Here is a 13,823-nt window from a genome sequence, read left to right as displayed (position 1 = left end):
CCGTTAAACATATAAGCCAAATCCTATTTTCTCATTTTCTAACCACATGTGTAAATAACAAATCTTTTGAAAAAAAGTAAAGACTGCCTTGTAGCCATATGGCCACAAAGCAGTCAAATTTATTAAAGCTGAGGATTACCAATTAGCGCAACGGATGATAATAACGAGGAGAATGAAAAGTACCAATTCTGCACTAATACTTGTTTTGACTACAGCAGGAACGACATGCACTGGAGCACAGCCGTGTGCGTGAACATGCTTATGCCCATGCTTATGCCCATGCCCGTGCATATGTCCATGTTCATGCTTTGAATTGGGGTGGACAGCATTCATTAATGGATAATTAGCATTCTCCATCATACCTGATACGTTTGTGTGTGAACCCCAGCTCGTATTCATAAGGGCGTCTGCATTTGGTGTTCCATGGCCCATTCCTGTGTTGCCAATTGATCCACTATATTCTGTCATTAAGGCATCTCCCTTGCAGTTAGATTATGTGTTTATCTTGGGTTATAGTATGAAGTGGAGGACAGATGTACCTGTGCCAATACCCATATTGATTAAAGATTTTTCTGTCTTCTTGATTTATCTGTGCATATCTTCGTTTTTGTTATAACATATGGAAGGGTGATAACCATAAAATAGTGTTTGTATATGAATATAGGAGTGATTGTAATTGTCCATTAATATTATCAAGCTCCTGTTTGTTCCTTTAGTGACGGCCTTTGTTGTGATCTCATCAATTAGTCTTGGTAAGCATGTGAATTTGGAACTTTTGCTCCTCACTGCTCTATTGTTAATGGCAAGTATGGCTCTGGATCGTAAATATCCTAAAATTATAGTCTTTCAGTTTGTACTTATCGGCGCTTTTCATTACACGAGTCAATTGAATTGGAGTATATTGCTTTATTATATTTTGATCATCCATATGATACAGCATAAGGAGAAGTTTAAAGAAACGATAACCATAGGGATTCTTCTGATCCTTCAATTTACATTAATCCGATTGACGTACACACCTCTATCTACATATGCAATACTTGTTTCATTTTTTGATGTACTTACTTCTATTCTTATTATTCTCGCGATCCATATTATTATAAGAATGGAATCTGAGAAGAAATCATTAACGAAACAGAATGATTACTTAATTAATCATGATCCGCTTACTGGCTTTCTCAACTATGAAGGTTACATGAAGACGGTTCAGCAGCTCACGCAGAAGAATAATAGCTTTCAGCTAGTGCTGCTCGATATTAACAACTTCAAGTCTTTGAATGCTAAAGACATTGCCTCAGCAAATGAGATACTTATCCATTTCGCACACTCGATTCGAAACCACTTCACGAACATGCTTGCAACAGCTCGATATGCAGGAGACCGATTTGCAATCCTTCTTCCATCGTCAGACAAGGTGAAGGATTTAATCTCTTTTGATGAGCTAGGTATTCAAGTTACCTATAGCGTGACACATTTTCCTCAAGAAGCTCCAACCTTTCAAGAAGTAATTAGCATGGCCGAAGAACGAATATTCCAAATGCGTAGGGAAAGCTGGCTTAAGAGTCAGGAAGAATTTATGCGATCAGCAAAAATGAAAACAGTAGGAGAACTTGCAGCCGGCATGGCTCACGAGATTCGAAATCCATTAACTTCAATTAAGGGATTTATTCAGTTATCCAAAATACAAAACTATAATATTGAGCCTTGGTATGATGTCATTATGGGTGAAATTACGAGAGTCGGTGAGTTGACCGCTGAGTTCCTTCAGTTCTCTAAGCCCCATGTCAGCAACATGAAATTAGACTCCCTGCATTTTTGTATGGCCAGAGTATATTCTTTATGTGAGTCCGAGGCCGCTTCTAGAGGGCATACCTTTACAATGGAAACTCCTGAAGATCAGGCTATGGTGTACATGGATAGAGATAAGGTCATTCAAGTATTGATCAATCTGATTCGTAATGCGTTTCAGGCTATGGAGACCACAGGACATGTTCATTTTTCTTTGAAGGTGGATAAGAAGACAGCTATCATTGAGGTGCAAGATACCGGAAGAGGAATTGCTGCAAGTGATATGAACCAGATTTTTGATCCTTTTTATACAACGAAAGAGGAGGGGACGGGTCTAGGATTGTCGTTATGTCAAAAAATTGTTGAAGATCATGGAGGGGCGATTTACGTACATAGCGAAATAAATATCGGCACCACATTTACGATCCGAATACCGATCTCAGAGGAGAATACAACTACATAATATACAAAAACAAGGTTCCAAGAGTAGACATCACTCTAGGAACCTTGTTTCATATGGATTTACAGTGTAACTTCAACCATCCATCCGAATGGGTCTGGTTTTGTTCCACGCTGAATCCCTGTTAATGTATCATAAAGCTTGCTTGAAACTTCACCGGTTTTTCCATCTGCAATAGTCAGCTGTTCACCACGCCAGTTCAGCTCGCCAATTGGAGAGATTACAGCAGCAGTGCCTGTACCGAATGCTTCTTCAAGAGCACCGCTCTTTGCATCGTTGTACAAATCTTCAATCGACATTGTGCTTTCTTCAACAGGGATATCCCAGTGACGGAGAAGTTGAATAATAGAACTACGAGTAATTCCATCCAGTATACTACCGTTTAGCTTCGGAGTATAAACTGTTCCATTAATCTTGAAGAAGACGTTCATGCTACCAACTTCTTCAATATATTTACGATGAACGCCATCAAGCCATAGCACTTGAGAATAACCTTTTTCTTTGGCAATTTCTTGAGCTTTCAAGCTTGCAGCATAGTTACCAGCTGTTTTAGCTTCGCCAATTCCACCTTTAACTGCACGTACATATTCGTTCTCAACGAATATTTTTACAGGGTTTACTCCCTCAGCGTAGTAGTTGCCAACAGGTGACATAATGATGATGAATTGATAGTGTGTGGAAGCATCAACACCTAGTGCTGGCTGTGTTGCAATTACGAAGGGGCGGACATATAGAGAAGTTCCTGGTTCAGTAGGAATCCAGTCTTGATCAACCGCGATCACTTTTTTTAAGGCTTCAAGCGCCAAATCTTCATCGATGTGTGGTACTCCAAGACGTTCATTGGAACGGTTTAGACGTTGAATATTTCTGTCTGGTCTGAATAAGAGAACTTTACCTTCTTCGGACTTGAAAGCTTTCAAGCCTTCGAAGATCGTCTGACCGTAGTGAAACACCTTTGCAGCAGGGTCAAGCACAATTGGTTGATAAGGTACGATGCGGGGATCATACCATCCCTTACCTTCGCTATAGTCCATAATAAACATGTGGTCGGTAAAATGAATGCCAAAACCAAGCTCGTGTTGAAGCGGTTTTTGTTTTTTCTTAGTTGTTGTTTGGATGTCTATTGTACTAGCCATGATTCCCATCGCTCCCTAAAAATTTATTCTTACATTGAATGCTATCATTTTGAGAGGTATATTTAAAGTATCTATTTTGTTTAATTATCATATCTTTTAGGTATGGGCGGTGGAATGGAACGTGGATATGCGTCAAATGAAGTATTTCCTAGCAATTGCAAGAGAGGGTCAGGTGACAAGGGCAGCGAAGCAATTAAATATGGAACAACCCCCACTTAGCCGCCAATTGAAGCTTATGGAGGAGGAGCTGGGCGTCAGATTGTTTGATCGGACGTCTAAACGCTTGAATCTTACAGATGCAGGGGAGCTTCTCCGGCAAAGAGCAGAAATCTTGCTTGCACAATTTGACGAAACACTTCGAGAGGTTAAAGAGATGGAAGAAGGGGTAAGAGGGGTTCTTTCTCTTGGTTCGGTTGTTTCTTGTATTTCACTACTTCCTAATCGCATTCAGCTTTTTCGAGAATCTTACCCTCAAGTTACGTTTAAAATTATAGAGGGAGATCATGTATACTTAGGAGAACTACTTCAAAAAAGAGTGATTGAACTGGTCGTTGCGAGACTTCCATTTGAGGCGCAGACTCACATCGATCAATATGAAGTGCTTCCACTACCCTCTGATCCTTATGTTGCTGTTATTCCAAGTGCATGGACCCCACAGTTTCACAATCATACGGTTAATATGAAGGAACTAGCGACATTTCCATTCCTTACGCTGAAGACAGAAAAGACCACAAGAATGCATGAGCAGGTTATGAATGAGTGCAAGAGACATGGCTTTGAACCTAATATTATCTGTGAATGTTCAAGTGTGGCGATCATTATGTCCTTAATTGCTAGCGGCATCGGAATCACGATTTTTCCGAAGTCCGTCATGTCATCCTTTCCTGTAAACGTCGTACAAATGCTGGATATAGTGGATGCGGATTTTCAATCCGAAGTAGGGATTGTATGGCTTAAAGATCATTATTTATCAAAGAGTGCACAACGATTTATAAGTAGTTTTAGAGATGAGGAATAATTATACATACAAAGGTGGAATTTTCATGATCATGCATATTCTGAACCATACAGCCTTGAAACAAATGCTTCTCGATGGAGAGTATGCTCCAAGCAGCCTGCAACAGGAAGGATTCATTCATTGTTCTACAACCGATCAAGTATTAGGAGTGGCAAATTCTTTATATAAAGGGAAGAGAGATCTACTGCTGATGCTTATTGATGACACAAAAGTAGAATCTGAAATTGTATATGAGGACTTATATGAGTTAGGTAAACTGTTTCCACATATCTACGGACCACTGAATTTAGATGCGATCATCCAGACTTTAGAATTCGCAACTGATGCTGAGGGGAACTTTCAACTACCAGCTGGGGTGCTTCATTAATCAATATTAGTTGACGAGAGAGTCTAGCTAAAGACTTATTGTTAAATGATAAAGTTTATCCTAGACTCACTCGTCTTGATATCTTAATATACCTACTCAGCAGAACGTAATATACGAACTTGATACGGTTGCAAGCTTACTGTGCCAGATACAACCTCGTTATTCCATATGTCTTGAAGGCTGCTATTTAACTCCATATTTTTCTCTCGTGCGGACGCATTGATTAGAAACGTATACTTCGTCCCATCAATCTGTTGTCGCATGGTTATCTCTACTTCGGCAGGTGGACGTATGTTAAGTATTGGTGACAAGCCGATGTCACTGCATAGATACGTCAGTAGTTCGATATAGAAATTCTCCTCCGCAAAGGTAGCAACAAACCAGCAATATCCTTCGCCACTTGATCGTTTAGTGACAGCCGGATATCCTTCGTACCATTCACCTGCAAATGATCCCTCGATTTGTGCTGTAGTTGGTTGAATAAGCTCACTGAATAAGCCTCCTGTGTAAGACTGTCCGTTCCAGCTAAAATCAATAGCATGACCGACTCCTGCAGTAGCTACCTCTAAAGTACGTATTCCCAATAGATCGATCATGCCAGGATGTAGGCGATCGTTGAAATAACGTGTCTCTTCATTTTTAATCCCGCTCATTGGATGAAATACCAGGACTCCACCTTCATCCGTATAACGCTGAAGCTTCTTCACCAACAGATCATCTACAATTGGAAGCATGGGAACAAGGATAAGTTTATAAGCGGAAAAGTCACAGTTCCTCCCCACGGCATCACAGTTATGTCCAAGTTTACGCACGGTATGATATAACTTGTTGGTATGATTCATATATAGACTGCTATCTCCGGTCCAAGGAGAGGGATGCTCTACATGCCAGCGACTTGGAAAATCGTACAAAACGGCAATTTCGCTAATGACATGGGAACCTTGGAAGAACGACGCTACTTCATTCAATTTCTCTCCAATAGATAGACATTCATCATAAATCCGAGTAGGTTTACCGTCGAAATCTGTTATCGCACCATGATTTTGTTCACTGCCAAAAGGGAATCGCTTCCACGGGAAATAAAAGACACCGTCTGCCCCATTCGCGATGGTATGCATGGTCAGCCTTTCGAGCTCTCCAGGAGCAGGCGTGTTACCTGAGGCCCCCATGATAGAATGACCTTCATTACGCAGCTCATAGACATGAAATGGTGCGTTTTTAAAGCTTCGGTTGGCTGCTAATCCTAGTGCATTAGCATGGCAACGGTCTCCATACGGAGGGTAGTAATTTGTACCCGTAATATCTAAATGTTCGGCCATTTCATAATTGTCTGTACGGTTATTCCAGGGCATCTGACTATTCGTAGTAATATAAGATCCTTCGGCTCCTAAATGGGGACGAATCGCAGTTGAAAGAAGTTTTACGACTTCAATGTTACAGTTACTTCGAAAATGACGCCATGCTTGGATGAAGCCTGGATTATAATCTGCTTTAGTTATGCGGGGAGTAGGGATTTGACCGAAATGATCATATTCCATAGACCAAAACACCGTTCCCCAGGCACGGTTAAGTGCTTGAATATCTCCATATCGTCCCTCTAACCACTGCTGCCATTTTGACCGACAACGATGGCAGTGACAATCAGGTTCGTCACCAATTTCGTTATCCAAATGCCAGCCGATCACTTGTGGATGACTTCCGTAACGAATAGCCATGTTTGAAGTAAGAGCGTGGGCTTTTTCCCGAAGAAGTGGGTGATTGATGCAAAAGGTGTATCTACTAGCATGCTCTAACCGATCTCCGCTATGGTTCTCAATGTGCAATGAAGGGTCATTTTCGCTTAACCATACAGGAATTGTTCTCATGGGTGGACACAATACGATTTGTATCCCATAGCTTCCTGCAAGTTGAATAAAAGAATCCATCCATGAGAAATCATATACTCCGTCTTCAGGTTCGAACCTTGTCCAAGCAAATTCCCCAATTCGAAGAGCATTAATTTTTGCTTTGTTCATCAATTGCAGATCTTCACCCCAACGGTCTGGTTCCCTATGTTCAGGATAGTAACAAGCGCCATATAACATTTTGAACACTTCCCTTTTAATGGTTGTCAATTTCTTATCTGAATACTATAATAAAAAGGGAATTATAAACAGTGTACAATTTGAATATAAGTATAACGAATTGAAACTCTGAAATGAAAGGACTATTTACGATGAACAACAGTAATGTAAAGCGTCCCAATATTATTTTTATGATGAGTGATGATCATGCTGCACATGCTATCAGTTGCTATGGCAGTAAGATTAACGAAACGCCGAATATTGACCGAATTGCCAATGAAGGTATTCGATTTGACCATTGCTTCTGTACCAACTCCATCTGTACACCAAGCAGAGCAAGCATATTAACAGGTACATACAATCATGTAAACGGTGTCAAAACATTGTCTGACAGGTTTGATGGAAGACAGATGACCGTGTCGAAATTGTTGCAAGAAGATGGCTATCAGACCGCGATGATTGGGAAGTGGCATCTCGGTCATGGAGGGGAAAGTGATCCAACAGGGTTTGATTTCTGGAGTGTGCTTCCTGGACAAGGCGATTATATTGATCCAAAGTTTTATGAGATGGGAAGTACAATTCATGAAGAGGGTTATGCAACCGACATTATTACAGATAAATCGATAGATTGGATTGCGAAGAGGGATAAAGATAGGCCTTTTTTCTTAATGTGTCACCATAAAGCACCCCACCGCCCTTGGATTCCGGATCAGAAGCATGCCCATATGTATGAAGATATCGATATCCCTGAACCAGAAACTTTCCATGATGATTACGCTAATCGAGCTAGTGCTGCCGCAGCCGCAGAAATGAGAATTGACCGTGACCTTACCAAGACGGATTTAAAGATGGATCCACCAGCTCATCTGGAAGGAAGAGCTCTAAAAAGCTGGAAATATCAGCGCTATATTAAAGATTACTTGCGCTGCATTGCTTCTGTAGATGATAATGTGGGCCGATTGCTGGATTATTTGGACCAAGAAGGCTTAAGCGACGATACGATGGTAATCTATACCTCAGACCAAGGATTCTTTCTCGGTGATCACGGTTGGTATGATAAACGATTTATGTATGAGGAATCTTTGCAGATGCCATTTGTAGTTCGCTACCCTCGTGAGATTTCGGCAGGGCAAGTAAGTAAGCATATGGTGCTTAATGTGGACTTTGCTCCTGTATTTTTAGATTATGCGGGCATTGCTACTCCTGAATTTATGCAAGGGGTAAGTTTTCGAGCCATCCTTGAAGGAAGGAATCCTGAGGGTTGGCGTAACTCCATGTACTACCGATACTGGATGCATATGTCCGAGCACAATGTTTACGCACACTATGGTGTACGAACCGATCAGTACAAATTGATATATTACTACGCTGATGCACTAGGTTCTTCAGGAGCAACGGATGAGCCGAAGAAGCCCGAATGGGAATTGCTTGATTTAAAGAAAGACCCTTATGAGATGATCAATGTGTACAATGATCCTGATTATGAACACGTCGTGCAGGTGTTGAAACAAGAGTTAGACCGGCTCCAGCAAGAGGTTGGCGATGAACCTTTTGTATACACGGGCGAGTAAGGAAAATTGATTGTACAAGGCCACAACTCAAGGCTTGACCTATGAAATGTGGCCTTTTTGTATGCCAATATCGATTTCACACATGATTTGTTTATTTGACTGATTGGTATTATGAGAAGGGATTGTTAATTTAGAATTACTTGTAAACGCTTACGTAAATCAACAGGTTGTTTAAGTATTAATACTAATATGGCAGATGACTATTCCTGAAATCGGGGGATAGTTTTCTGCTATTTAAGGAAGAAAGGATGAGACGATGTCGCAAAATTCATGGAGAATCCCTTTATTTTATCAATATTTATTGTCCTATCTACTTGTTTTGGGAATTCCCATTCTAATTATTGGATTTACGGTATACTCTCATTTTGTCTCTTTGATGAAAGAGCAGTCTTTCGAGGCGAACCGGAGTATGTTGGCACAGGTCCGTGACATCGTTGATTCCAAGTATCGAGAAATGATGAGTATGGCAGGCACGATTTCGAGTGACCCCACGTTTAGTTCCAATATGCCAGAAACAGCTTACGATATTTTGCTTGCTAAAAATCGTTTGAACTTTTCTACAGGCAATAAATTTGTAGAAGAGCTCATGTTTTATCCTCGTAACGGAGACTATATATTCTCCTATAAAAGCTCCTATCGATTTGATTTCTTCAAAGAAATCTACCAGTTCCAAGAATGGAAGCCAGTACAATTAAAGACGGAATTGGACAATCTCAAAAGAGCAAAGTTATTGCTAGCTACTCGAAAAGAAAGTAGTACGAGCACTTCCAATCAAATCGTTTATATGATTCCCATTCCAGTGAACAGTCTGAATCCTAAGGGAACGGCTATTTTCTCAGTGAACGAAACTTCGTATCAGGAATTGTTCAAGAATTCAATGAAATTAAATGTGAAAAATACGTTTGTCATAAATAAAGATGGACAGGTACTTGCCTCTTTATATCCATTTGAGCAACTGGATCGAGATATTATGGAGAGGCTTGAATTATCAGATGATGAAGGCACGAGTGCCGTTAAATCAGGGGAAGAGTTGTTTCACGTATCCTATGCGAAGTCTCATGGTACGGGTTGGACATATGTAACGGTTGTACCTGATCTTGAGCTGATGAGACCTGTCACGGATATTAAGAACAAATCGGTTTTTGCAGCCATACTGGTTGTCTTTATTGGCGTGCTGTTCATCTATGCTGGAATGCGTATGAACTATAATCCCATCCGTATGCTGATCCGACAAGGGGACGCGAAATGGGGATCTATGCTTCGTGGAGCTCATGGTTTTGAAACCATACGCAAAATAATGGAACATGCAGAGTCCATTCAAGAGCGTTTAAAGGAGCATGAAGAAATCACAACACCCGCTCTCCGGGAACACTTGTTAAACCGCTTATTAAAAGGACAGTTCAAGAATACGGAGCATTTTAATGAGGAGGGTCAAGTTGTTGGTCTGGCGTTACAACAATCCACATATCAAGTCGCTATTCTGCAATTTGGTGAACATTCATCCGAAACCGAAGAGCAAAAGCGGGATTTCTATCAAATTTGGTATTCTCTATTTAAAGAAGGAATGGAAGTTTATCTGGTTGACCTTATAGAAGATGGGCGAACAGCATGTATTATCTCGGTAGATGAGAAAGAGCCATGGCCTGAACGAGATTGGCTTTTGCTTCATGAGCGATTTACTGAACTAACATCTATCCCAATGACCTTAGGTGTTGGAAATCCATCTTCAGAAGTGGGACGGCTATACAAATCATTTATTGAAGCTTCAACGTCACTACAGTACTCGATCATTAAAGGTAAAAATAAGGTCATCTTCTTTAGAGAAACATCGGCTGAGCAAAATGATCGATTCTGGTATCCAGATCAAGAACTTAAACATTTGATTCGTGCTATTCACAAAAAAGAGACGGAAGAAATTCAGCGGAATGCAGATTTTCTGATTAATAAAATACGTGACAATAGTACAACCATGTTTATGGCTACTTATTTGTGTGTGGATGTTGTGCAGTCTGTCTGGAAGACGATGCAGGAGTTGTATGGAAACAGGTTTCAGTATGAACCGTTTCCTGATGTGATGGCTTTAACACGGAAAGAGAGTTTCGATGAACTAGCGGCAATTGTACTACAGGTGTGTACTTTTGCTGTAGCAGAGATGAATCACAATGATCAATCCTCCGAAGATGATCTATATCAAGCGATGGTTCAATATATTGAGCAAAATGGATTTGACTATCACTTTTCAGTTCAGAATATGGCAGATTCACTATCCTGGTCGGCTTCTCATATTCGAAAAGTATTCAAAGAGAAGAGTAACATGACCATCTCGGAATATGTTAATGAACAGCGAATCATTCGAGCGAAGCTTCTCTTAACGACAACTAAATTTTCATTGCAGGATATCGTCAGACGAATTGGCTATGCAGATGTATCAAGCTTTATCCGTAAATTCAAACAGCATACCCACGCTACTCCTGGTGATTATAGAAAGCTGAACACGTTGAAGGAAAGTGAATGCGACAATATGCGAAATGAATATGATCTAGGTCAAATGAATACTGACATCTCTTCTAAATCCTTATCATGACGGGATTTATCCGTTCGGCACATGTCTTCTTGATTTCGCTGATTGTGAGATGGATGAGGCAATTGATAAGGTAGACGTGATCATAGCTGTGAGCGAGAGTACGATCGTTCTTTTGACACATCAGCTATGTCATTTATTTTGAATGAAGGGGAGAGTTGGTATTCGAATGACAAAAAAATGGGGGCTCTTGCTGTTCACATCGCTAATTGCGATTTCTACAGCGCTTACAGGATGCAGTGGTAGTAAAGGAGAGAAAGAAACTGTTAAAAGTGAAGCGCCTGGAGAAACGAAGAAAATCGTATTTCCATTAGAAAAACCAGTGGATTTGACCATGTTTACGATTAAACATCCTGCAGTGAAAAAAGACTATAGTGAAATGAAATTCTTCAAAAATATGGCCGAGAAGACAGGTGTCAATGTGAAATGGAATCTAGCCAGCACAGCGGATGGTCAGGAGCAGATGAATCTATTATTTGCTAGTGACGATCTGCCAGATGTCTTTTTTGGTCCTTATTTGATGTCTACATCCGATATTGTACGTTATGGATCTGACGGTCAGATTATCCCTCTGGACGATATGATTAATGAAGAACTGACACCTAATATTATGAAATTATTCGAGAAACGGCCAGAGTATAAAGCTTATGTAACGGCTCCAGATGGTCATATTTATACCATTCCTATGATTTCTGAAACCATGGAAAATACGATACCGGATGCTATGTTTATCAACAAAAAATGGCTCGACAAATTGGGTTTGGAGATGCCGACGACAACGGATGAATTTTATGAAGTGTTGAAAGCGTTTAAAACGGGAGATCCCAATGGCAATGGTACCGCTGATGAAATACCGTTTAGCGTAGTGAATATGAAAAATGCGATTCAGGGACCGCTTTCCTTGGCTGCTGCCTTCGGAAAATCATGGCCTAGCGGAAATGCATCGAACTTCCATGTGGAGAATGGAAAAATTACATTCGCACCTATTTTGGAAGAGAATCGTGATTTCCTCACTTACATGAACAAGCTTTATAAGGAGAGCTTGATTGATCAGGAGATTTTTACCCATGATGCTTCTGTTTATTCAGCTAAATTAAACAGTAATCCATCCTCGGTAGGCGCATTTTTCTTCTGGAATTCTGCCGCGCTTCCTCCGGAAACACGGGATGATTATGTCATGGTGCCTCCTTTAAAAGGTCCGAATGGTGAAACCGGTTGGAACAGACAGGATCCGAATAACAATCCTCACGGGTTCTCCATAACGAAGGAGAATGAGAATCCTGAGATAACGATGAAATGGTTCGACGAACTGTATGAAACAGATACATCACTTGAAGCTACATTTGGTCCCTTTGGTACTAATCTAGAAAAAGTGGATGGCGGATATACCGTAACTGTGGATGATCGTTATGCTGAAAGTGCCGGGGCTCAGGCGCCGGGAGCGGTACTCGCGGAGACATTTGCAACGGCTGTTCCAAATCCGGACTTACCCCCTGATCGGAAGAAGGAATATGTCGAACTTCTGAAACCTTTCACGAATCCAGAAATATTCCCAAGAAATTTAATGGTTTCACTTGAAGATGCAGAACAGATTAAGCAATGGGGAATAGATGTTTTAGCTGAAAATGCTTATCTGGATCAGGCGATTGCCAAGATTGTAACGGGGAATGATCCTGCTGGAGAATGGAGTAAAATGGTTGAACAGCTTAAGAAGTACGGACTTGAAGATTATACAGCGATGATGCAGCGTAACTATGACAGCTATATTTCTTCAAGCGAAGCCAAATAACCGCCTATAATCGGGATTTGTACTCGCTAAAGAGGCCGCATAGAAGCTTATGCGGCCTTCTTTATTTCTTCAATATACCGCCCCTTTAACCTCACACAATATTTTATCTGAAGGGAGTTGTCACATATGGCAAGACAAGTACTTCGGCGTAGCATATGGATGAAAGTACTTCAAAACTACCAGTTGTATTTGCTCCTACTACCGACACTCATCTATTTCATCATTTTTCAGTATGGACCGATGTATGGTTTACAGATTGCCTTTAAAAACTATTCACCGAATCGAGGAATCTGGGGGAGCGATTGGAGCGGGTTTGATCACTTTATTCGGTTCTTTAATTCTGCTCAATTTTGGCCGACTCTTCAAAATACATTAGTCATATCACTTTATGAACTCGTTCTCTTTCCAATTCCGATTATACTTGCACTTCTCATGAACCAGTTGATCAGTAATAAATTGAAGCGAAGTGTACAGACCATTGTTTATGCGCCTCACTTCATTTCAATGGTTGTACTTGTAGGTATGATGTATTTATTCTTAAATCCTCGAAGTGGACTTATCAATATTGGGCTTGGGGCGATCGGGATCGACCCGTTAAACTTTATGGCCGAGCCGGGTTGGTTCAAATCATTATTTGTATGGTCAAATGTGTGGCAGAATGCCGGATGGGGTACGATTATATATTTGGCAGCCTTAACGTCGATCAATCCCGAACTGCACGAAGCTGCCATCGTGGATGGTGCGAGTAAAATGCAGCGTATTCGTAATATAGACCTGCCAGGAATTATGCCAACGGTTATGATTCTTCTGATTTTGAACATGGGATCTTTCATGTCAGTAGGCTTTGAAAAAGCATATTTAATGCAAAATGCTATGAATGCAGGCTCTTCAGAGATTATACAGACCTACGTTTATAAGGTCGGGATCGTTGGGGCTCAGTTCAGTTATTCTGCGGCTATCGGACTCTTTAATAATATTGTGAATTTCATCGTCCTGATTACCATGAATACGTTAGCGAAGCGAATGAAACAGACTAGTCTGTGGTGAGGA

General features: G+C 40.7%; 10 protein-coding genes. 7 read left to right on the top strand and 3 right to left on the bottom strand.

Going from position 1 to position 13,823, the window contains the following annotated elements; all coding sequences use genetic code 11:
- Positions 1-135: 135 nt before the first annotated feature.
- On the bottom strand, positions 136-468 hold the full coding sequence (locus AC3WJJ_RS08385) for a hypothetical protein (protein WP_492539698.1): 333 nt from the start codon (positions 466-468) through the stop codon (positions 136-138).
- A 208-nt stretch (positions 469-676) separates the two neighbouring features.
- On the opposite strand from AC3WJJ_RS08385, the gene AC3WJJ_RS08380 reads away from it, so the two are divergent.
- Positions 677-2,251 carry an ATP-binding protein gene (locus tag AC3WJJ_RS08380; RefSeq protein WP_492539696.1) on the top strand — a complete coding sequence of 525 codons (1,575 nt, stop codon included), beginning with the start codon at positions 677-679 and terminating at the stop codon, positions 2,249-2,251.
- Positions 2,252-2,310: 59 nt separating this feature from the next.
- On the opposite strand, the gene AC3WJJ_RS08375 is transcribed toward AC3WJJ_RS08380, so the two are convergent.
- A complete protein-coding gene (locus AC3WJJ_RS08375; protein WP_492539694.1) occupies positions 2,311-3,384 on the bottom strand; it encodes a branched-chain amino acid aminotransferase in 1,074 nt (357 codons plus the stop codon).
- A gap of 121 nt (positions 3,385-3,505) precedes the next feature.
- Between AC3WJJ_RS08375 and AC3WJJ_RS08370 the strand changes: the two genes are divergently transcribed.
- Positions 3,506-4,402 (top strand): LysR family transcriptional regulator, encoded by an 897-nt coding sequence (locus AC3WJJ_RS08370; RefSeq protein WP_492539692.1) that lies wholly within the window; start codon positions 3,506-3,508, stop codon positions 4,400-4,402.
- A gap of 25 nt (positions 4,403-4,427) precedes the next feature.
- The gene (locus AC3WJJ_RS08365) at positions 4,428-4,769 is read left to right on the top strand and encodes a DUF952 domain-containing protein (protein WP_492539690.1); all 342 of its coding nucleotides are present in this window, start codon (positions 4,428-4,430) and stop codon (positions 4,767-4,769) included.
- Positions 4,770-4,861: 92 nt separating this feature from the next.
- On the opposite strand, the gene AC3WJJ_RS08360 is transcribed toward AC3WJJ_RS08365, so the two are convergent.
- Complete coding sequence (locus AC3WJJ_RS08360; protein WP_492539689.1) at positions 4,862-6,853, bottom strand: beta-galactosidase; 1,992 nt, start codon at positions 6,851-6,853, stop codon at positions 4,862-4,864.
- A gap of 131 nt (positions 6,854-6,984) precedes the next feature.
- Between AC3WJJ_RS08360 and AC3WJJ_RS08355 the strand changes: the two genes are divergently transcribed.
- The 4 genes from AC3WJJ_RS08355 (at position 6,985) to AC3WJJ_RS08340 (ending at position 13,820) form a co-directional block, all read left to right on the top strand.
- Positions 6,985-8,403, top strand: coding sequence for a sulfatase family protein (locus tag AC3WJJ_RS08355; protein WP_492539688.1), 1,419 nt, complete (start codon positions 6,985-6,987; stop codon positions 8,401-8,403).
- Between the two features lie 256 nt (positions 8,404-8,659).
- Positions 8,660-10,987 (top strand): helix-turn-helix domain-containing protein, encoded by a 2,328-nt coding sequence (locus AC3WJJ_RS08350; protein WP_492539686.1) that lies wholly within the window; start codon positions 8,660-8,662, stop codon positions 10,985-10,987.
- A 166-nt stretch (positions 10,988-11,153) separates the two neighbouring features.
- Positions 11,154-12,773, top strand: a complete 1,620-nt coding sequence (locus AC3WJJ_RS08345) for an extracellular solute-binding protein (RefSeq protein ID WP_492539684.1) — start codon at positions 11,154-11,156, stop codon at positions 12,771-12,773.
- A 126-nt stretch (positions 12,774-12,899) separates the two neighbouring features.
- On the top strand, positions 12,900-13,820 hold the full coding sequence (locus AC3WJJ_RS08340) for an ABC transporter permease (protein WP_492539682.1): 921 nt from the start codon (positions 12,900-12,902) through the stop codon (positions 13,818-13,820).
- Positions 13,821-13,823 lie beyond the last annotated feature (3 nt).

The sequence above is a fragment of the Paenibacillus sp. FW507-14B1B genome (genome assembly GCF_058781425.1).
Note: the sequence above shows the minus strand (reverse complement) of the source record. Positions and strands in the feature narration are given on the sequence as shown.